Origin of the sequence: Rhizobium sp. NZLR11, from assembly GCF_019685115.1 — a bacterium.
Taxonomy (GTDB): Bacteria; Pseudomonadota; Alphaproteobacteria; order Rhizobiales; family Rhizobiaceae; genus Rhizobium.
Window position 1 is genome coordinate 63,070 of record NZ_JABDWD010000024.1, and the last position, 21,067, is coordinate 84,136.

Below are 21,067 nucleotides of genomic sequence, written 5' to 3' on the forward strand. Positions count from 1 at the left end.
ATTTCCGATTAAACGTTCACGCATCGATCTTGCTAGATGAACTTTGAAACGACGCTCGCGTCGTTCCTGGCGAACTTCCTCCAAAATCGGTTTTCATCGCCGCTCGGCATTTGCCCGGGCGGCAATCTTCTATGAACGATTCGAAAAGGATATCGTCATGAGCACAGGTACCGTTAAGTGGTTCAACGCAACCAAGGGCTTCGGCTTCATTCAGCCGGATGACGGCGCTGCCGACGTTTTCGTCCACATCTCGGCCGTTGAACGCGCCGGCATGCGTGACCTCAAGGATGGCCAGAAGCTGTCTTACGAGCTCGTCCGCGACAACAAGTCCGGCAAAATGTCGGCAGACCGCCTCCAGGCGGCTTAAGTTTGGCGCGTCCTCTCGGACGCGTGGAGCTTTGAATATCATCTCCGGATCGTGACCACGGATGTACTGGCACGGTTCGTTGAGATGGCAGGGAAGGTCGGGTTAGCCCGGCCTTTTTTATTTGCGTCAGCCTCGGCCGTATCACCGCAAGGCCAATCAGCCTCCGGGCGCCCCGTCAGCCTCCAGCATCTCCATGACCCGCAGCATCACCGCCCGCGCCGCATCGAGCTCGGCTGACGTAAACGCAGCACCCAGCCCGTCCGCCCATCCGGCCTGCGCCACCTCGATTACCCCCAGCCGTGCGGTCCCTTCCGCCGTCGGCCGCACCAGCTTGGCCCGCTGGTGCTGCGGGTTCTCCGCATAGGCGATCAGCCCTTCACCCTCCAGCACATCGGCAAGCCGTTGCACGCCCTGGCGAGCGAGGCCGAGCGCGCGGGCGATCTGCGCCACCGACATGTCGCCGCGCCTTGCCGCGGCCAGCACCTGCCAGCGGGCGCTTGTCTGTCCTGCAGGCTTTGCCAGCTGGTCGCCCGCCGCCGTCAGATGGCCGGCCAGGCGAAGGGCGGTGATTGCGAAAGCGGAAAAGGCATTCCCTTCCATCGTCCGCTCCGGTCGATTCTGTTTGACAACATGTTGTCTATTTTGTATCTCATTCATAGTGACAACATATTGTCATATCGAGGCACTGAACGCAATATTGAAGGAGGAGCGCGCCATGAAGAAAACCTACAAGGGAAGCTGCCACTGCGGCAGAGTGCACTACGAGGTGGATATCGACCTCGAGGAGGGCACCGGCCGCTGCAATTGTTCGATCTGCGCCAAGCGGCGCTATTGGGGCGCCAACGTCAAGCCCGAGGATTTTCGTCTGACGTGCGACGAGGCGGAAACGGCTGACTACCAGTTCAACACGATGAGCGGTCACCACCGCTTCTGTCGCACCTGCGGCGTGCCCGCCTTTGGCGACGGTTATGTCGAGGCGATCGGCGGCGCCTATGTCTCGATCAACATCGCCTGCCTCGACGATATCACCCCTGAGGAACTGGCAGCACTGCCGGTCCGTTATTACGACGGCAGGCATGATGCCTGGTGGAACGAACCGGCGGTGACGAGTTATCTCTGAGGCGATTCCGGCAAGACTGCGCGGCGGTTTTGCGTCCGGAATTACGAAAACGGAAATGCATCCTTGTCGGATCGTCCTCTGTCTATAACGGAAAAGGAGAACGGTTGTGAAAGACGAAGCCAATGTCAGGCACGAAGAAGAGGCGATCATCGCCATGCTGATGATGCGGGCCAAGGCGCTCAGCGAAAAGAACGCCGAGGAGGCGCTGTCCTATGAGGTCGAGGATTCCGTCGAGTTCTCGCTGGCGCCGCCGCTCGTCAGCAATGGCAAGGACGCGGCCGGCCTACAGGCCTGGTTCGATACCTGGGAAGGCCCGATCGGCGGCGAAGTGCGCGATGCCAGATTGACGGTCGGCGGGGATGTCGCCTTCTGGAGTGGTCTCCTGCGCATGACCGGGACCAAGACCGATGGGGCCGAGGTCGATCTCTGGTTCCGCCAGACCCTCGGCCTCGTCAAGCGGGATGGCCGCTGGCTGGTTGCCCATCAGCACGCCTCGGTGCCCTTCGCCATGGATGGCAGCGGCCGCGCGCTGCTCGATCTGAAACCGCAAAGTGCAGACCCTGTTGAATAATTCCGTTGCCGGTCAAGCATGTCGCACAGACCGCGCAGCGGTTTTACGGCAAAGACATACGCAAAAAACAAAGACCTAAAGCGCGAGGAGCGAATCTGAAAGATCGCGACGCACTTTAGAGAATAAGAACTTTGTTTTAATCAAATTTTGCAAGCATGGAGATTGGGAGGCCTTCAGTTTCTGCTGGATGACGGTTGTTTATACGTGCCGGCGAATTGGACTTAAGGCGTGCGTCAGTACAGCAGCGAAGGCGGGCGGAGAACATGCTTTTCAAGTCTACGACAAGTCGCAATCTTTTTTCTGTGGCGGCCTGTGGCGTCATCGCCGTTATTGTCGCTTCCAGCGTCATTTTCTATCGGTCCTATACTGAAATTCGCGGCGGCAGCATCGAACAGATGCGCCAGATCGCGACGGCCGAAGCGCTGAAAGTCGAAAAGAATATCGGCGGTACCGTGCATATCGTCGACGGACTTGATGTCGTGCTGACCACGATGAAGCAGATGGGCGACACCGATCGTGCCAGGGCGGACAAGGTCTTGCTCAACCTGCTGCAAGCCAACCCCCCCGTCCTTGGGACTTGGACCGGATGGGAGCCGAATGCTTTCGACGGCAAGGACAAGGATTATGTCGGCAAGGAAGGACACGACGCGACGGGCCGCTATGTGCCCTATTGGGTGCGGAGCGGGGGGCAGATTACCCATACCGCGTTGACCGATTATACCGTGGCTGGAGCGGGCGACTACTATCAGCTGCCGTTCACGCAGCGCAAAACCGTTGTCATCGAGCCGTATTCTTATGCGATCGATGGAAAAGACGTCTTGATGACCTCTGTCACCAAGCCGATTGTCATCGACGGCAAGGCGGTGGGCGTTGCAGGCCTTGACCTTTCGCTTCAGGACACCAACAAGGCGCTGTCAGCCGTTCGACCGATGGGAGCGGGCTTCCTTGGCCTGGTGACCAGTGCCGGCAAGATCGTCAGCCATCCGGATGCAGGCCTCATCGGCAAGAGCCTTTCCGAGACGGGAGCAAAGACTGCGGAGTGGGATCGTCTTATCGCCAATCCCGGTGTTGAGCGTGAGGTGACCAATGAGGACGGCAGCGTATCGCTGGCGATTGCGGTCGCGGTCAAGCTTGCCGAGAGCTCGGATTGGTATGCGATCGTTTCGGTCCCGAAGGCAACACTCTTCGGGCCTCTGTATGCGGTGGTGCGGGATGCCATTCTCGCAACAGGCTTGGCGGCCTTGCTGCTCGGCGTCGCCGGTTGGCTGATCGCACGTCGGTTCGTCGGTCGGATTTCCAGCGTCATCGGCGAGACTGCCGAGATTGCCGCAGGTAAACTCGATGTGAACCTGAAGGACAGCGACGCGAAGGACGAAATCGGCGACCTGTCGCGCTCGCTGAAGGCGCTGCTGGAGGGCAATCGCGAAAAGGCGCGGCTGGAGGCCGCGGCAGAAGAAAACCGCGCGCTGCAGGAAAAGGAGCGTGCAGAGCGCGCTCGGATCGACCAGGCCCAGGAAGCCGACGTCAAATTCGCCGTCGGTGAATTGGCGCTTGGCCTGGCGAAGCTTGCCGAAGGCGACATGACGAGCGCACTCGAGCATCCTTTCGCTGCGACGCTTGACGAGACCCGCATCAATTTCAACGAGTCGGTCGTCAAATTGCGTTCGGCGCTGGTGTCATTCTCGCAAAATGCCGAGGTCATCCAAAGCGGCACCGAGGAGATCCGTTCTGCGGCCGACGATCTTGCGCGGCGTACGGAACAGCAGGCTGCCTCCGTTGAAGAAACTGCCGCGGCGCTCGAGCAGATCACCACATCCGTCAAGGATTCCACGGCGCGTGCCGAAGAAGCAGGATCGATGGTTGTTCGCACGAAGGAAAATGCCGAACGGTCCGGCCAGATCGTGCAGCGGGCTGTCGAAGCGATGAACGACATCGAACAGTCGTCCAAGTCGATCTCGAATATCATCGGCGTCATCGACGAGATCGCCTTCCAGACAAACCTGCTTGCGCTGAATGCCGGCGTCGAGGCCGCGCGCGCCGGTGAAGCCGGCAAGGGCTTCGCCGTCGTCGCCCAGGAAGTCCGTGAGCTGGCGCAGCGCTCGGCTGGCGCAGCCAAGGAGATCAAGGCGCTGATCGGCGCTTCGGGCGGCCAGGTGCGACATGGTGTTGCCCTGGTGCGCGAGACCGGCGATGCCTTGGACGGGATTGTTCAAGAGGTGCAGCAGATCGACCGCAATGTCCACGCGATCGTTCAATCCGCACGCGAGCAGTCGACCGGCCTTCAGGAAATCAATACCGCCGTCAATCAGATGGATCAGGCGACGCAGAAGAATGCGGCCATGGTGGAGGAGTCGAATGCGGCAGCCCACACGCTCGCGACCGAAGTCTCTGCCCTGTCCGGACGGTTGGGCCAGTTTCGCCTCGATACCGGCATGGGCATGACGTCGGCAATATCGCGTTCGAATGCGCCGCGTTCGATCGCCGCTCCGAAAATCGTATCATCGCACACGTCCATCCCTGTTCCCTCTCCGGCCCGTGCGTTGAAGAAGACGCTGGCGACCGCTCTCGGTGGCGGCTCAAAGGCAACCGCTCCGGCCGACCACGGCTGGGAGGACTTCTGATCCGTTCGGTTCAGCGGAACGGAGACGGTTCCCTCGCCACGGCTGGTCGCCGTCATGCCCTCACGCGGCCGCCTTCCGACGGCCGGCGCGAAGCCCCAGTAGTCCGACGCCCATCAGCAACAGGATGGCCGTCGCATAGATATCCGTCGTCAGCGCATATCCGGCCGATTTCGCCAGGAACCCGGCAAGGATCGCCGGCAGGCTGAAGGCGAGATAGCTCTGGATATAGAAGGCAGACAAAAGCCCGGCCCGCTCATCCGCCTTGGCGAGCGGCATGATGGTGCCGATCGAACCGAGGAAATTGGTTCCGAAACCGGCGCCGGTGAAGACCGTGCCGATGAGAAGCAGCGGCACATTGGCGAGATGCACGCCGGCAACGACCGTCAAAATACCGAGCGTTTTGGCCGACACGCCGAAACCGAGATTGGCCGAGGCCGACTTGCTGCGTCTGAGATAGACGGCGCTCGCCCCGCTCGCCATCAGCGCAGTCACGACGGCCCCGCCGGTCAGCGGCGCGCCGCTACCGGTGGTGCTGGCGACCAGCGACGGGACCAGCGAGAGATAGAAGCCGGCGAGCGTCCAGTTGGCGATGTTGATCGGCGTCACCAGCGACAGTGGCCGTTTCACCTGCTGGGGAATGGCGACCCTGGGGATCAGCGAACCGAGCGCGCCCGGCCGCGTGCCGCCGGTCTCGTGCGTCAACCAGATGCCCGCTGCCAGCAGCGTGAAGGCAAGGAGCAACAGCGCATAGGTGAGATGCATCGGGAAGGGGCCGTATTGGATCAAGGCGCTGGTGCCGACCGCCCCCACCGCCATGCCGCAAAGCGGCGCGATCGAATTGACGATTTGCCCCTTTGCCCGGTCGACATCGACGAGCGCCGCGCCGATCGAGGCGCCGGCGATCCCGGTTGCAATACCCTGGACGATCCGCGCCGCGATCAGCCAGCCGGGCCCGTTGGCGACGACGAAGAGCGCCATGGCGATGATTTCGAGCACGAGGGCGAAAAAGATCACCGGCTTGCGGCCGAGATGGTCGGAGATCGAACCGGCGGTCAAAAGCGCCGCCAGCAGCGCGAATGCGTAGATCGCGAAGACCACCGTGATCAGCACAGGCGAGAGCGAGAAATTCTGCTGATAGATCCGATAGAGCGGCGTCGGCGCCGCGGAGGCGCCGAAGAAGGTGGCGAGTGTCAGCGCATGAAAACCGATCGAGGGCCTCTGCGCATTCCCGGTGGATTTGGCTGCGGCGACCATATATAAGCCCTCTTAAAGCTAAGCCGTTGCGTTAGCTCCATGTAGGGCGAATGCATGGTAAAGGCAAATTCTTTGCGTTCATGGTTCTGTCAAAGATTTTGAACCATGGTATGCCTGTCGCCCGGAAGTGTGCAGCGGTTCCGGGATAACGACATGCATAAAACAAAGAAACGAAAGTTGGATTGCAGGCATGGCGGTAAAAGAGAATCTCCGTCCGGGCGGCAGAAGCGCGCGGGTTCAGGCATCGGTTCACAAGGCGGTCCATGAGCTGTTGGCCGAGATGATCCGCGCTGAGGTGACGATCCCGCTGATCGCTGCCAAGGCGGGTGTGACACCGTCGACCATCTATCGCCGTTGGGGTGACCTGCAGGCGCTTCTTGCCGACGTTGCCGTCGAGCGGCTGCGGCCGGATATGCAGCCGGTCGATGCCGGCAGCGGCAAGGCGGACCTCGAAGCCTGGGCCGAGCAATATGCCGAGGAAATGTCGTCCGGGCCGGGCCGCGAGATGATCCGCGACGTGCTGGCGGCGCAAACGGGCGCAAATGCCTGCAAATGCTGCGAATATACCCGCCAGCAGATCGTCGTCATCGCCGAAAGGGCGAAGGCTCGTGGTGAGGTCTTTCCGGATCTCGACCGCGTCATGGATCAGGTCGTGGCGCCGATCATGTACCGCATCCTGTTCGGAGACGTGCCGGATGCGGCGCGGGTCCGTGATCTCATCGCGCGCGTCATGGACGCTGCGGACTGACTCTTACTCCGCGGCCGCGCGCTTCAAGCCGGAAATCTGGGTAATATAGGCGCGCAGTGCTGCCGGCCGCACCGGTTTGTGCTGAACGGCGATGTCGTATTTCTCGGCCTCGCTGCGCACCTCCGGCGTGCGGTCGGCCGTAATCATCAGCGCAGGAATGTCGGCGCCGAACTGCCGGCGAAGATGCAGGATTGCGGCAATCCCGGTGCCGTCGTCGAGATGATAATCGGCGATGACGAGATCCGGCGGCCCGCCATGGCCGTCGCTCGATATCACCTCGGCGAGACTATCCAGCGCCTCCACCTCGCAGCCCCAGCCGTTGAGCAGCAGCCGCATACCTTCGAGAATCTTTGGTTCGTTATCGATGCAGAGGATCTTCAGCCCCTTGAGCGGCTGTCCCGGACGGTCGGCAGCAGTGGTTGCCGCTGTAGCCTCCGCGGGGCGCGAAATGTCGAGCGGCATGGAGATGCGGAATTCCGTGCCCTTGCCATGCGTCGAGTGCAGTTCGACCGGATGGTTGAGCACGCGGGCGATGCGGTCGACGATCGAAAGACCGAGCCCGAGGCCGGAGGCGGTTTTGGCGCCTTCGTCCAGCCGGGCGAATTCCTTGAACACCGTGCGGAATTTCGACGGCGGAATGCCGATTCCGGAATCGATTACCTGAATGATCACGTGGTTGCCGCGCCGCCGCGCTCCGACCAGCACCTTGCCCGTGTTCGTGTATTTGATGGCATTGGAAACGAGGTTCTGCACCAGCCGGCGCAGAAGATTGGGGTCGGAGCGCACCCGAAGCGATGTCGGCATGACCACCAGCTTCAGCTGTTTCTCGCGGGCAATCGGCGCGAAATCGGTCTCGATCCGCTCCAACAGGTCGGAAAGTGCCACGGCGGCAAGCCGCGGCCGCATGGCGCCGGTATCGAGCCTGGATATATCGAGCACGGCGCCAAGAATGGTTTCGACCGATTCCAGCGCGGAATCGATGTTGCGCACGATCGGGCTGTTGTCTGATTGCGCCATGCGCTCGACCAGCGCCGAGGAATAAAGCCTGGCGGCGTTCAGCGGCTGCAGAATATCGTGGCCGGCAGCGGCGAAAAAACGGGTCTTGCCGATATTCGCCTCGTCGGCGGCGGCGCGCGCCTCGGCGAGTTCGTGGTTGACGCGGGTCAACTCGGCGGTGCGTTCGGCGACACGCTGCTCCAGCGTCTCATTCGCCTGTTTCAGCGCCTGGTCAGCGCTGACGCGCTGGGTGATGTCGGTGAAGGTCGCGACAATGCCCTTGTCGGGCATGGCGTTGGAGCGGACCTCGATGATCCGCTCGCCGCCGCTGAGCACCAGTGCGAAGGGTTTGTCCAGTGTCAGGAAATGCCGTACCGTCTGATTGAGATCGCCGGGCGCGATGTCGCCGCGCTCACTCAGCGTGGTGACAATGTCGGCGAGGGGAAAACCGACCTGGCCGGCACTTTCCGGCAGGTCCAGCAATTGCCGGAAGCGCCGGTTCCAGATCGTCAGCCGGTTGGAACTGTCGAACACCGCAATGCCTTGATCCATCTGCGAAAGGGCGGTCTGCAGCATATCCTGGTTATATTGCAGCGCCTCGCTTGCCTGGTCGAGCAGCCAGGCGGTGTCGGAAGAGGCATCCTCGATCTTCTGCAGGATCAACGACAGCACGAGCCGGGCCGAGGACGAGCCGATGGCGCTGCCGAGCAGCTGCTCGCTGAAATGGATGAGCGCCATGTCGGCCGGCTGTTCGTCCCCTAGCTTGCGGCCGGAGCTTTGTTCGTAAGTCGTCAATGAGCGCTGCATGCGCTCTTCGCCGAGATAGCGCGAGATCGCCGCTTTGAGATCGCCGACGCTGATGCGGGTCTTCCAGCCGCGCGTGGCAAATTGCGAGCGCGAATGCCGCTTGACGAAGATGCCGGCCTGGATGCGTTCTAGCGGCCGGGCATTGCGGGTGAGCGAGCCGACGACGAAGAAGGCGGTGTTGACGAGCAGGCTCATCGCCGTTGCATTGACCAGCGGATCGGCGTCGGCTGCGCTGAACAATGTCGTCCCGGGAAAGATAAAGCCGAGCACGGCGCTCGCCACATAGGAATAATCGGGACCGCCGAGCGATGGCAGGAACAGCAGGTAGATCCAGATGATGAAGCCGGAGGAAAGCCCGAGGATCGCGCCGCGCGCATTCGCCCGCCGCCAGATCAGCCCGCCGATGAGGGCAGGGGCGATTTGCGCGATCGCGGCAAAGGAAAGAAGGCCGATCGAGGCCAGGCCGGCGGTGCTGTCGGTCGAGCGGTAATAGGCGTAGCCGAACAGCAGCACGGCGAAAATCGCGCTGCGGCGGATGTTGAGCAGCGTCTTGGCGAAATTGTCGCGCTGGCTGGCGCGGCCGGCGAGTTTGCGCCTCAGGAAGATCGGCATGATGATATCGTTCGACACCATGATCGACAGCGCCACGGAATCGACGATGACCATCGCCGTTGCGGCGGAGAAGCCGCCGATGAAGGTGATCAGCGACACCACAGGCATCTCACCGGCAAGCGGCAGCGACAGCATGTAGAAATCGGCGTTGCCCGCGCCGCCGAAGGTCAGCAGTCCGCCGATCGCCACCGGCAACACGAAGAGATTGATGGCGATGAGGTAGGTGGGAAACAGGAAGCCGGCGAGTTTCAGCTGTTTCGGCGTTCGGTTTTCGACGACCGTCACGTGGAATTGCCGCGGCAGCAGGATGATCGCGAAGGCCGAGAGGAGGATCAGCGTGATCCAGCGGCTGATCGGCGTATGGTAGTTGAGCGCCGACATGACCAGCTCGTTGTCGACAGTCTTCTGCCAGAGATCGGTCGGGCCATCGAAGAGAAACCAGATGACGCAGACGCCGGCGGTCAGGAAGGCGACGAGCTTGACCACGGATTCCATCGAGACTGCGAGGATCAGGCCGTCCTGGTGTTCCGTCGCATCCGTATGCCGCGTGCCGAACATGATGGCGAAGCAGGCAAGCACCAGCGTCGCGATGAGCGGCAGATCCAGGAAGTAGAGATTGCCGCTGCCGATGCCGTAATCGGACGGGTTGACCATGGCGCTAACGGTGCTGGAGATCGCCTTGAGCTGTAGCGCGATATAAGGAATGGTGCCGATCAGCGAGATCAGCGCGACGATCGTTGCGACCGTCGGGTTTTTGCCGTAGCGCGCGGCGACGAAATCGGCAACCGAGGTGAGCTTCTCGGCCTTGGCGAGCTCGATGATCCGGCGAAGCAGCGGCATGGCGAGCGTGAAGACCAGGATCGGGCCGATATAGATGCCGGCAAATTCCAGGCCGCGCTGCGCCGCAAGCCCGACGCTGCCGAAATAGGTCCAGGAGGTGCAGTAGATCGCCAGGCTCAGCGCATAGACCACCGGCCATCCGCCTTCGAGCCCGCCCTGGCCGCGCTTCTTGCGGTCGCCATAGCTTGCCACGGCGAAAAGCAGGAGCAGATAGCCGAAGGCAGACGCGAATATGACCCAGCCTGGAAGCATTGACCCTCCGCCGGCGGAAAACCCGCCGGGACCTCCCGCAACTTGGAGCAGCTTAAGTCATTTCAGGTGCTTTGAAAATTCCTGCCCGTCTAGGCCTTAAGTCAAAGACCGCCAGAGGTATCGCCAAATAATTGCGATTGCCGATTGATTAATTGCAGTGAAGATGTAGCTAATAAAATCCATCGTATACTCTCTGAAATGGATCGAAGGGGGACGGATCCGATGCTCAACGACTTCAAGGCCTTTATCGCCCGCGGCAATGTCATGGATCTTGCAGTCGGCGTCATCATCGGCGGCGCCTTCGGCGGCATCGTCAAATCCTTGGTCGACGACCTGATCATGCCGATTGTCGGCGCCATTTTCGGCGGCTTCGATTTCTCGAATTACTTTCTGCCACTTGCGTCGGCCGTCAACGCGCCGACGCTTGCCGCCGCCCGCGCGCAAGGGGCGGTCTTTGCCTATGGCAGCTTCCTCACCGTTCTGATCAACTTCCTCATTCTCGCCTGGATCATCTTCCTGATGGTCAGGGGCGTGAATTATCTGCGCCTGCAGGTCGAGCGCCAGGAAAAGGCCGCACCGGAAGAGCTGCCCCCGCCGCCCGCCGACGTCCAGCTGCTGACCGAAATCCGCGATCTCCTCGCCAAGCGCCCGACGGCCTGATCGTGGCTGAAGGCTGCCCCTCACCCTAGCCCAACCGGGGGTCGAGCCGCTGGTCTCGACCCGTCCTTCGGACCCCGGTAAAAAACGGGGAGAGGGGACGTGCCCTGCGAGAGCTTACCGAGGAACGGAGAGGTCGCGGCACACCCCCTTCGCTCCGTTTACCGGGAGCAGGGGCCGGCAGGCGGATGAAGGGCGAGCGTGGATCTCCTGGCGTGCTTCACCACGCCGGCGCGGCCCGACCATTCATCACGAAAATCGATATTCCATCACTGGATATCATGGGATTTGCCGACGCAAATCCACTATGAAGGCGGAAACCGGAGATATGCATGTCGATCGTGAAGAGCCTCAGCCCGCGCGCCATAGCGGCGCCCGAAAGCGGGATCGTCGAAGTCGTCAACTATGCCCGTGGCCGCGAAGGCCTGCTGCCTCTCTGGGTGGGTGAAGGCGACCTGCCGACGCCTGATTTCATCAGCAGAGCGGCGATGGCCGCGCTTGCTTCAGGCGAGACCTTCTACACATGGCAGCGCGGCATTCCCGAGCTTCGCCAGGCGCTTTCGGATTATTACTTCAGACATTTCGGAATCCGGCTTCCGGTCGAGCATTTCTATGTCACCGGTTCCGGCATGCAGGCGATCCAGATCGCCGTGCAGACGCTGACCTCGCCGGATGACGAACTGGTTTACTTCACCCCCGCCTGGCCGAATATCGCTGCCGCCCTCGAAATCTCGGGCGCGCGCTCCGTCGGCGTCGAGCTGCAGTTCGAAGGCGGCAAATGGGCGGTCGATCTGAACCGCGTCGAAGCTGCCATCACGCCGAAGACCAGGGGCATCTTCGTCAACACGCCGTCGAACCCGACGGGCTGGACGGCGACGAAGAAGGATCTTGCCGACATCCTGGCGCTCGCCCGCCGGCACGATCTCTGGATCATGGCGGATGAAATCTACGCTCTCTATTATTTTGCCGGCGGTCGGGCGCCTTCTTTCCTCGATGTGATGGAGCCGGACGACAAGATCCTCTTCGTCAATTCCTTCTCGAAGAACTGGTCGATGACCGGCTGGCGCGTCGGTTGGATCGTCGCCCCGCCCGAGATGGGCCAGGTGCTCGAAAACCTCATCCAGTATTCGACATCGGGCGTGGCGCAGTTCATGCAGAAGGGCGCCGTCGCAGCTCTGAATGAAGGCGACGATTTCGTCGCTGCCAATATCGCCAAGGCGGCCCGCTCCCGCGATATTCTCTGCGACGCGCTTGTCGCCACCAACCGCGTCGAGACGCTGAAACCGGACGGCGCGCTTTACGCCTTCCTCAAGATCGACGGCGTCGCCGACAGCCGCAGCGCCGCCATCGATATCGTCGACAAGACAGGCGTCGGCCTTGCCCCCGGCACCGCGTTCGGCGCTGGCGGCGAACTCTTCCTGCGCGCCTGTTTCCTGCGCGACCCTGTGCAGGTGGCGGTCGCGGCCGAGCGTCTCTGCGACTATATCCTCAAGCGTTGAGAAGCGGCTCGATCGGGCGATTTCGTGCCGGAATCGCCCGATCGATAAAACTTGAACAAAGCCCGAAATCGGCCTCTAACCACAAGTCCAAACATACCGGTTCAAAGGGCCTCGAACGGCCATTCGATAAGAAAATTGGAAAGAAAAACCGGGCCTGATGCCCCTGCTTATCAAACGAAAGCAGGGATGCGGGTCATGGCGGTTTTGGTGACGGGCGGCGCCGGATATATCGGCAGTCACATGGTTTGGGCGCTGCTCGATGCAGGTGAAGATGTGGTCGTGCTCGACCGCCTCTCCACGGGCTTTCGCTGGGCCGTGGCGCCGGCGGCGCGCTTCTATCTCGGCGACGTCGCTGATGCCGACATATTGAAGAAGATCTTCATCGAAAACGATATCGAGGCGATCATCCATTTCGCCGGTTCCGCCGTTGTCCCGGTCTCGGTTGCCGATCCGCTCTCCTATTATGACAACAACTCAGGCAAGACCCGGGCGCTGCTTTCGGCCTCGGTCGAGGCCGGGATCCGAAACTTCGTCTTCTCCTCGACGGCGGCCGTTTACGGTCAGCAAAAGACCGACCTTCCGGTGAAGGAGACGGCCTCCCTCAATCCGGAAAATCCTTACGGCCAATCGAAGCTGATGACCGAGTTCATGCTGCGCGATGCCGCCGCCGCCTATGATTTCAACTACGTCGCGCTGCGTTATTTCAACGTCGCCGGCGCCGATCCTGATCACCGGGCCGGCCAGTCGACCTCAGGCGCCACCCACCTCATCAAGGTTGCCTGCGAGGCGGCGCTCGGCAGGCGCGACAGCGTCAGCGTCTATGGTATCGATTATCCCACCCATGACGGCACCGGCGTGCGCGACTACATCCATGTCACCGATCTTGTCGATGCGCATCTGAAGGCGCTGCAGCATCTGCGCAGGGGCAAGGGCTCGCTCGTTGCCAATTGCGGTTATGGCAGCGGCTATTCCGTGCTCGACGTGCTGAACATGATCACGCGCCTGCACGGACATTCCTTCAAGATCCACATGGCGCCGCGGCGCGCCGGCGATTCGGCCAGCGTCGTCGCCGATGCTTCGCTCGCCCGGCAGGTGCTCGACTGGAGGCCCCGGCACGATTCGCTCGAAACCATCGTCCAGAGTTCGCTCGACTGGGAAATCTTCCTGTCGAACAGAAACGTCGACGACCTGCACAGCATCCACCGGGCACTGGCAGCCGCTTCGTTCTGAGTGGTGCTTGGAAAAGGGAAGATGAAGAACTTTCTGGCCTCACTGCAGCTGCAAAAAGACAATCCGACGCTTCTGACGGCGCAGTTCCGGGCCCTGTCGTCTCAGATCCCCATTCTCTATATCCTGCTGGTCATCAACGCCCTTGCGGTGGCGATCACCCACCTCAAATCCGCGCCGCTCTGGCTCTCGCTCTATATTCCTGTCGCCTTGAGCATCGTCTGTGTCTTCCGTCTCTGCTGGTGGGAGATCAGGGGCAAGGAAAACGTCACAGCCGAGCGGGCTTACAGGCTGATGAAGATCACCATATCGGGCGCCGGTATCCTCACGATCGCTTTCGGCAGCTGGGCGATCGCGCTTTACCAATACGGCGATGCTTCCCAACAGGGCCAGATCGCCTACTTCCTCGTCGTCACCGGCATTTCCTGCATCTTCTGCCTGATGCATCTGCCGATGGCGGCAGCGCTCACCACGGTCATCACCTTCTCGGCCATGGTGGCGACCTTCATGTTCTCGGGCAATCCGGTTTTCGTGGCGACCGCCGTCAGCGGCCTCTTCCTGATCCTGCCCTTCCTCAGGGTGATCAACAGCTATTTCCAGAATTTCGTCGGCCTAGTGCAATTGACCGAGGAATTGAAGCAGAAGCGGGCGGAAGCCGAGGAGCTGAACCTCGTCAACAGCCGCAACGCCCTGCATGACCAGCTGACGGGCCTCGCCAACCGCCGCAGCTTCTTTCTCTCGCTGGAAAAGCGGCTGCAGAAGGATCCGTCCCCGCCGCCCGTCCTCGGCATTCTCGATCTCGACGGTTTCAAGCCGGTCAACGATGTTTTCGGCCATGCCGCCGGCGATCTCGTGCTCAAGGAGACCGCCCGCCGCTTCACCGCGCTGGTCGGCGAAGAGGGTATCGTCTCCCGCCTCGGCGGCGACGAGTTCGGCATCATCTTCCCCTGTTCGATGACACGCCAGGCGATCGCCGATCTCGGCCAGGCGCTCTGCGCCGCCGTTCGCGATCCCTACGAAATCCCTGATGGCTCAGTTCGCGTTTTCGGCTCCTGCGGTATCGTCTATCCCGAGATCGGCAAATACACCGCCGAGGATCTCTACGAGAAAGCCGATTTTGCCCTCTACCAGGTCAAGAGCAAGCGCAGCAGCGGCGTCGAATTCTTCTCGGCGGAGCACGAGAAGATCCTGACGCAGCGCCACCTGATCGAGCTCGAGCTGCAGGCGAATGATTTCGCCAGCGAATTGAAACTCGAATATCAGCCGATCGTCGAACTGAAGAGCGGCCGCGTCGTCGGCTACGAGGCGCTTGCCCGCTGGGACAGCGCCCGCTTCGGCCGCATCAGTCCCGACGCCTTCATTCCCGCTGCCGAGCGCACGGCGGTCATCGGCCGGATAACACGCATCCTTTTTGCCAGGGCGCTCGAAGCGCTGGCGATCATTCCACGCCATCTCCGGCTCTCCTTCAATCTCTCTGCGCGCGATATCTGCGACCATGAGACATCGATGGCGCTGCTTGGCATGGTCACCCGCTCCGGCATCGATCCCAGGCGCATCGAATTCGAGATCACCGAGACGGCGCTGCTTTCCGATTTCGACACCGCCGACCAGGTCATCTCAATGCTGCGGGCTGCCGGCATCTCGATCGCGCTCGATGATTTCGGCACCGGTTATTCCAGCCTCAGCCATATCCACCGTCTCGGCTTCGACAAGCTGAAGATCGACAAGGCCTTCGTGATGAATTTCGATCGCGACGCCCGTTGCATGAACATCACCCGCTCGGTCGCCAATCTCTGCCAGAATCTCGGCATTGCCTCCGTCGCCGAAGGCGTCGAAAGCGAAGCGATCGCCGAGGGCTTGAAGGCGGCGGGCGTTCGTCTGGCGCAGGGCTATCATTTCTCGCGGCCGCTGCCGCTGGAACTTGCAATCGACTATGCCGCCCGGTGCGAAGCCGCAGCCTCCGCCCGCAATTCGCTCTCTGCCTGACCGGTCGATCCCCGGCCGATCTTAAATCGACTGGAGCGACGTTGCATCGTCGTCTATTCATGGTCTCGAGCCTTTCCCGGGCAGAATGCTTCAATCTGACCAGGAAAGACTTCGACAGCGGAGGTGAACCATGCAAGACGGCGAAGTCATCATTGAACAGCAGGGCACTGCCGGCATCATCCGGCTCAACCGGCCGCGGGCGCTAAATAGCCTGACGCTGCCGATGATCCGGACGATCACTGACGCTCTTGATGGTTTTGCCGGGGATGCCGACGTGGCGAGCGTCGTCATGAGCGGGGAGGGTGAACGCGGCCTCTGCGCCGGCGGTGATATCCGCGCCCTGCATGAAAGCGCCCGCGCCGGCGATGGTCTCGCGGGCGCCTTCTGGCGCGAGGAATTCCGCCTCAACCATCAGATCGCCGCCTACCCCAAACCCTATGTGGCGCTGATGGACGGCATCACCATGGGCGGCGGCGTCGGCCTGTCGTCGCACGGCCGCCACCGCATCGTCACAGAGCGCACGCGGCTTGCCATGCCCGAAACCGGCATTGGCTATGTCCCGGATGTCGGCGCCACCTGGCTGCTGCCGCGCGCCCCCGGCGAAGCCGGAACATGGCTCGGCCTGACCGGGCTCGATATCGGTGCTGCCGACGCAATCCACGCCAGCCTTGCCGACCTTCAGATTGCGTCGTCGCGGCTCGGCGCGGTGATCGATGCGCTGTCTGTCCTGCCGCGCGCCGGCTCCCCCAGCGATGTCGATGCGGTGCTGCAGGCGCTTTCGGAGCCTGCAGGTGAAAGCCGGCTCAGGCAGAACGCATCGGTGATTGATCGCGTCTTCTGTTTCGACAGCGTCGAGGAGATCCTGGCAGCACTTGCCGGGGAGGAGGGCGACTTCGCCGCCGAGACCCGCCGGGTGCTGATGACCCGCTCGCCGACCAGCCTGAAACTCGCCTTGGCGCTGCTGAGAGCCGGCCGCCGCAGCGCTTCACTTGCCGAATGCCTCGGCCGTGAACTCGGCGCCTGCCTGCAGATGCTGGATAATCCCGATTTCTTCGAAGGCATCCGCGCCGCCGTCATCGACAAGGACCGCAATCCGAAATGGTCGCCGGCAAGTATCGAGGCTGTCGGGGCTGCAACGGTCGAGCGCTTCCTGAAACCGGCCGAGCCGCCGCTTTCGCTTTGATGGATTATCTGGTTATCGCCACATGCCGCGCATGCGGGCGCCGACATCGATGCGAACCTGCCGCGCCTGCGCTTGCGCGGCAGCTCCGGACTTTGCCTGCGGCCAGCTGCAGGCCTCGAAGAACTGCAGCAGAGTTGCCGGAATGAAGCGGCTGCGGGAGGCGTAGACGTGCCGGTCGCCCTGCGAATTCTGCCCATAGGTAAAGAAGCGTTGCGGCACGACGAGGTCGAGACCATCCCGGGCGCGGGTCATTGCCACATAGAGCAGCCGGCGCTCCTCCTCGATTTCCGCAGTGGCGCCGACGGCGAGATCGCTCGGAATGCAGCCGTCGACGACATTCAGCATGAAGACTTTCGTCCATTCCTGGCCTTTGGCGGAATGGATGGTCGACAGGATGAGATAGTCCTCGTCGAGCAGCGGCACGCCTGCCTGGTCGCTGGTCGCATCCGGCGGATCGAGAGTGAGCTCGGTGAGAAAACGCTCGCGCGAGGCATAACCGCCGGCGATCTGCTCGAGTTGCAGCAGATCGGCCTGCCGGGTCGCTGCGTCCTCGTGCAGCCGTTCCAGATGCGGCGCGTACCATTGCCGCGCCAGGCCGATTTCCGCCGGCCACCCGGCCTTGCCGGATTTCAGCTCCTGCAGCGTCGACACGAAGGACGTCCAGTCCTCGCCGGAGCGCGGCGGCGCCGGCATGGCGGCAAGCGCCGATATCGGGCTCGCATCCTCGGCCATCAGGTCGAGCGCCTTCTGCGCCGTCGACGGCCCGACGCCCGGCAGGATCTGCATCAGCCGAAAGCCCGCCACCCGGTCGCGCGGGTTCTGCGCGAAACGAAGGGCGGCCAGCATGTCCTTGACATGGGCGCTGTCGAGAAACTTCAGCCCGCCGAACTTGACGAAGGGAATGTTGCGCCGGGTCAACTCGACCTCCAGCGGCCCGCTGTGATGCGAGGCGCGGAACAGCACGGCCTGCTGTTTCAGCGTCAGGCCTTCCTCGCGGTTGTCGAGCACCATGTCGGCGACATAACGCGCCTGGTCGGCCTCGTCGCGCACCGAAACCAGACGCGGCCGCTCGGATGATTGCCGCTCGGTCCACAGGTTCTTGGTGAAGCGCTCCGAGGCGAGATCGATGACGGCGTTGGCCGCCGCCAGAATCGGCTGCGTCGAGCGGTAATTGCGGTCGAGGGTGACGATATTGGCGGCCGGGCTGAAGGCGGCGGGAAAATCGAGGATGTTGCGCACCGTCGCGGCGCGGAAGGAATAGATCGACTGGGCATCGTCGCCGACGACGGTCAGCCCCTGGCCGCCGGGCTTCAGCGCCAGCAGGATCGACGCCTGCAGCCGGTTGGTGTCCTGATATTCGTCGACGAGCACATGGTCGAAGCGGCTGCCGATATCCTCGGCGATCACGCTCTCGCCGACCATTTGCGCCCAGTAGAGCAGCAGATCGTCGTAGTCGAGCACGTTCTGGCTCTGCTTCGCCTCGACATAACAGGCGAAAAGCTCACGGAGCTGTTTCTCCCAGGCCGCGCACCAGGGAAAGGCGTCGCGCAGCACCTGATCGAGCGCGGTTTCCGAATTCACCGCCCGGGAATAGATGGCAAGGCAGGTGCCCTTGGTCGGAAACCGGCTTTCGGTTTTTGAGAAACCGAGATCGTGCCGGATCAGGTTCATCAGATCGGCGCTGTCTTCGCGGTCATGGATGGTGAAGTCGGCATCGAGGCCGATCTGTTGGGCATAATCGCGCAACAGCCGCGCGCCGATGCCGTGGAAGGTGCCGGACCAGGACAGCGCATCGGCCATGACCCCGGCATTCGAGCCCAGCACGTCGCGGCAGATGCGCTCGACACGCCGCATCATCTCGGCGGCGGCCCGGCGGGAGAAAGTCATCAGCAGGATGCGGCGCGGATCGGCGCCCTTGACGATGAGATGGGCGACCCGATGCGCCAGCGTATTCGTCTTGCCGGAGCCGGCGCCGGCAATGACCAGCAGCGGCCCGGCAATATGACTGCCGTCGATGAGCGTGCCGTGCTCGACGGCCATGCGCTGCTGGGGATTGAGCTTTTCGAGATACATCCAGCCGTCCGGTCGGGCTCTCGCAGAATCACTGCGGAAAATTAGATGTTCCTTGAATGTTCGCGATTTCAGCCGCTGTCAAGCCTGCCGCTCCAACGCAACGTCAATCGGGGAAATCCGGTCCGATCACGCGCCGCACCAGCTTCAGGCTGCGGTCCGGCTGAAGAATATAGGTTTCCTCCACGCGCTGGCCGGTCCCATTGTAGAACTGGTTATAGACGGCGCTGCCGACCGGCGACTTGGTGAGCTTCGTTCGCGGCTGCCCGCCATAGGTGATGCTGCCGGGAATGGGGTCGAGCGCCGGCGTATCGGCCGACGAGCAGCCGGCAAGCAATACCCCGGCAAATAAGGCGGACAGAAGCGCTTTCATCGTCATCATCCCTCTTTCGACTGCAGCCAGATATGGAAGCCGCGGCGCCTTTCGCCAAGGGGTGCCCATGCCACCGCGCAGGTATCGCTGTCGAGCAGGCTCTTCTTTTCCCGGGGACGCAACGAATGCGTCGCTGCGGCGTTAACAGTCATCAACCAACATTAGGAAACGTTCACGGTGCTCGGCTTTCCAGCATTCACGGGGCATGGCGAGCCCGGCCGGCAGGGCCACAGCGATGCCGCGACGCGCGCCTCGGTGGAGAGCGCCCTTCATGCGGCCGCCGATATCGAAGCCGGCGAAATCACCGTCAGCCTATCGGGCTCCTATGTCATCCTGGAGGGCTTCGTGCGCCGGCGGGGCGATGTCGAGCGGGCGATCGAGATCGCCGAGGGCGTCGTCGGCCGAGGCTATGTGCGTGCTCGCTTGCTGCGACGCTAATGCATGTCGCCTAAAAGTGTGCAGCGGTTTTAGGACAACGACCTGCATCAAATAAAAGTCCGGTGAAGGAGATGCTCCGCCGATCTGCGCGCTCATCTCTTTGCGATGCATGAAGGGAACCAAAATGCTCTCTCGCGTGTTGAAAGGCCGGACCTAACCGCTGGAGACTCTCATGCAGTTGCTTCCTCGCCTGTGGGCAACGACCTTGATAGTGGGTTGTGGTGTCTTTGCCGGCTCCGCCCATGCCTCGCTGGAAACCGGCACGAATTACTCCGCTTTGCCGAAGGACCAGATCGCCCTCAACGAATATACCGGGGCCGTCGCCTGCACACCGGTAGAGCCTCACTATCTGCCCTCCTTCATCCGCGCGGCAGATGGTACCATCATCGGTGTCGGTTATGTCGAGATCGCGAATGAGAGCGGCGCGGATTGCTGAAAAAAGGCGGTCCTGCTCGGACGAGGCTCGCCTGCGTTTCCGCAGAGAGTACGAGCCTCTAACCATCATCATGATGGCTGGGCATCTTCCGTGAAGACACCTGTACCAGGCGCAACGCCTGTTGCATCAAATCCCGGAAAGCATTTGTTGCAGGGTTAAACCAAAATTAAAGCCCAAAATTAAAGCATTATCCCGTTCCGGCACGCTTGCGCGCCCAGAAGGCGAAAATCGCCCGAAATTCCTTGCCGAAGTGCTAATGCAACTTCAGCTTCGCCTCTTCGGCGGCCGCCAGAAACTCGGCTCTTGCTTCTTCCACGCTCTTGCGCCCGTCGAGCGCTGCCCGGCAGGTGCTGCGGGCCTTGATATAACGAAGCCCGCGCATACTCGGCCAGAGATCCGCCAGGCACTTCAGCGCATCGAACGGACCATTGACCGTTCGCGCATCCGCACCTTCGAAACCAACCTTGACCGGGCTGTTCCATCTTTCAGTTGCCATTGACGCTCCTCCACGATTGTCGACAGAAACGAAGCGCAGCATCTCCCAGTTCCTCCGGGGAGACTTTGCGATAGTTAATACTCTAGCGTGATTTTTGCCGTCAGCAATGGGCGGAATGGATTGCAGCCGGTGAGGCGAAATTTCCGCTGGTGAGATTCGCGGAGCGATCGGGCCGGCGAGAACCAAAATTTCGTTGGTATTTGTAAGCATGACGAATAAGGAGAAGGGAATTTTTGGAAGGTGCAACCACTCCTATCGCGCCGGCGCGGCATCATCGCTACCATGCTTGTGAAGCCGAGGGCTCCACATGGGTTTAGGTCGAAATCTGATTCAGGCTGCTTTTCTCTGCGGAGCCCTGGCTATGCCGGTCCTCGCCCGCGGGGCAGAGTGACCTGCCACTGAACTTTCATCCAGCTGCGATTAGAGCCTCGGGGGTTTTGAATACGCCAAGTGGCGCGGTGTGAGCAACCGGCGGAAACGCGAAGCTTTCATCTTGCGCAGCGTTGGAGCCGGT

General features: G+C 61.8%; 18 protein-coding genes. 12 read left to right on the top strand and 6 right to left on the bottom strand.

Going from position 1 to position 21,067, the window contains the following annotated elements:
- The first annotated feature begins 157 nt into the window (after positions 1-157).
- Positions 158-367, top strand: a complete 210-nt coding sequence (locus HJB83_RS29255; RefSeq protein ID WP_003545273.1) for a cold-shock protein — start codon at positions 158-160, stop codon at positions 365-367.
- 156 nt (positions 368-523) lie between these two features.
- Here HJB83_RS29255 and HJB83_RS29260 read toward each other — a convergent pair whose 3' ends face one another.
- Positions 524-1,024 carry a MarR family winged helix-turn-helix transcriptional regulator gene (locus HJB83_RS29260; RefSeq protein ID WP_221133086.1) on the bottom strand — a complete coding sequence of 167 codons (501 nt, stop codon included), beginning with the start codon at positions 1,022-1,024 and terminating at the stop codon, positions 524-526.
- A 58-nt stretch (positions 1,025-1,082) separates the two neighbouring features.
- On the opposite strand from HJB83_RS29260, the gene HJB83_RS29265 reads away from it, so the two are divergent.
- From HJB83_RS29265 to HJB83_RS29275, 3 genes are all read left to right on the top strand, one after another.
- A complete protein-coding gene (locus HJB83_RS29265; protein WP_207582849.1) occupies positions 1,083-1,487 on the top strand; it encodes a GFA family protein in 405 nt (134 codons plus the stop codon).
- 106 nt (positions 1,488-1,593) lie between these two features.
- Entirely contained in the window at positions 1,594-2,058 is a 465-nt protein-coding gene (locus HJB83_RS29270; RefSeq protein ID WP_207582850.1) for a nuclear transport factor 2 family protein, read from the top strand.
- Positions 2,059-2,321: 263 nt separating this feature from the next.
- A complete protein-coding gene (locus HJB83_RS29275; protein ID WP_221133085.1) occupies positions 2,322-4,679 on the top strand; it encodes a methyl-accepting chemotaxis protein in 2,358 nt (785 codons plus the stop codon).
- A gap of 60 nt (positions 4,680-4,739) precedes the next feature.
- Here HJB83_RS29275 and HJB83_RS29280 read toward each other — a convergent pair whose 3' ends face one another.
- Positions 4,740-5,933 carry an MFS transporter gene (locus HJB83_RS29280; protein WP_207582852.1) on the bottom strand — a complete coding sequence of 398 codons (1,194 nt, stop codon included), beginning with the start codon at positions 5,931-5,933 and terminating at the stop codon, positions 4,740-4,742.
- A gap of 190 nt (positions 5,934-6,123) precedes the next feature.
- On the opposite strand from HJB83_RS29280, the gene HJB83_RS29285 reads away from it, so the two are divergent.
- Positions 6,124-6,681 carry a TetR/AcrR family transcriptional regulator gene (locus HJB83_RS29285; RefSeq protein ID WP_207582853.1) on the top strand — a complete coding sequence of 186 codons (558 nt, stop codon included), beginning with the start codon at positions 6,124-6,126 and terminating at the stop codon, positions 6,679-6,681.
- A 3-nt stretch (positions 6,682-6,684) separates the two neighbouring features.
- Here the strand turns inward: HJB83_RS29285 and HJB83_RS29290 are convergent, their stop codons facing one another.
- Positions 6,685-10,188 carry a hybrid sensor histidine kinase/response regulator gene (locus HJB83_RS29290; RefSeq protein WP_207582854.1) on the bottom strand — a complete coding sequence of 1,168 codons (3,504 nt, stop codon included), beginning with the start codon at positions 10,186-10,188 and terminating at the stop codon, positions 6,685-6,687.
- 222 nt (positions 10,189-10,410) lie between these two features.
- On the opposite strand from HJB83_RS29290, the gene mscL reads away from it, so the two are divergent.
- The 5 genes from mscL to HJB83_RS29315 all read left to right on the top strand — a co-directional run bounded on the left by mscL (position 10,411) and on the right by HJB83_RS29315 (position 16,740).
- Positions 10,411-10,848, top strand: a complete 438-nt coding sequence (mscL, locus tag HJB83_RS29295) for a large conductance mechanosensitive channel protein MscL (RefSeq protein WP_207582855.1) — start codon at positions 10,411-10,413, stop codon at positions 10,846-10,848.
- A 329-nt stretch (positions 10,849-11,177) separates the two neighbouring features.
- Positions 11,178-12,344: a pyridoxal phosphate-dependent aminotransferase gene (locus tag HJB83_RS29300; RefSeq protein WP_221133084.1), complete on the top strand. Its 1,167-nt coding sequence runs from the start codon at positions 11,178-11,180 to the stop codon at positions 12,342-12,344.
- A 195-nt stretch (positions 12,345-12,539) separates the two neighbouring features.
- On the top strand, positions 12,540-13,574 hold the full coding sequence (galE, locus tag HJB83_RS29305) for a UDP-glucose 4-epimerase GalE (RefSeq protein ID WP_207582857.1): 1,035 nt from the start codon (positions 12,540-12,542) through the stop codon (positions 13,572-13,574).
- Between the two features lie 21 nt (positions 13,575-13,595).
- A complete protein-coding gene (locus tag HJB83_RS29310) occupies positions 13,596-15,557 on the top strand; it encodes a bifunctional diguanylate cyclase/phosphodiesterase (RefSeq protein ID WP_221133083.1) in 1,962 nt (653 codons plus the stop codon).
- Between the two features lie 130 nt (positions 15,558-15,687).
- Positions 15,688-16,740 (top strand): enoyl-CoA hydratase/isomerase family protein, encoded by a 1,053-nt coding sequence (locus HJB83_RS29315; protein ID WP_207582859.1) that lies wholly within the window; start codon positions 15,688-15,690, stop codon positions 16,738-16,740.
- 12 nt (positions 16,741-16,752) lie between these two features.
- Here HJB83_RS29315 and HJB83_RS29320 read toward each other — a convergent pair whose 3' ends face one another.
- Together HJB83_RS29320 and HJB83_RS29325 are read right to left on the bottom strand one after the other, a co-directional pair.
- Positions 16,753-18,813, bottom strand: coding sequence for an ATP-dependent helicase (locus HJB83_RS29320; protein ID WP_207582860.1), 2,061 nt, complete (start codon positions 18,811-18,813; stop codon positions 16,753-16,755).
- 103 nt (positions 18,814-18,916) lie between these two features.
- Positions 18,917-19,183, bottom strand: a complete 267-nt coding sequence (locus tag HJB83_RS29325; protein WP_221116121.1) for a hypothetical protein — start codon at positions 19,181-19,183, stop codon at positions 18,917-18,919.
- A 177-nt stretch (positions 19,184-19,360) separates the two neighbouring features.
- Here HJB83_RS29325 and HJB83_RS29330 point away from each other — a divergent pair, with 177 nt between their 5' ends.
- A complete protein-coding gene (locus tag HJB83_RS29330; RefSeq protein WP_221133081.1) occupies positions 19,361-19,621 on the top strand; it encodes a BON domain-containing protein in 261 nt (86 codons plus the stop codon).
- A gap of 172 nt (positions 19,622-19,793) precedes the next feature.
- Positions 19,794-20,057 (top strand): hypothetical protein, encoded by a 264-nt coding sequence (locus HJB83_RS29335; protein WP_221116119.1) that lies wholly within the window; start codon positions 19,794-19,796, stop codon positions 20,055-20,057.
- Positions 20,058-20,310: 253 nt separating this feature from the next.
- On the opposite strand, the gene HJB83_RS29340 is transcribed toward HJB83_RS29335, so the two are convergent.
- Complete coding sequence (locus HJB83_RS29340; RefSeq protein WP_003545294.1) at positions 20,311-20,553, bottom strand: DUF982 domain-containing protein; 243 nt, start codon at positions 20,551-20,553, stop codon at positions 20,311-20,313.
- Between the last annotated feature and the right edge of the window lie 514 nt (positions 20,554-21,067).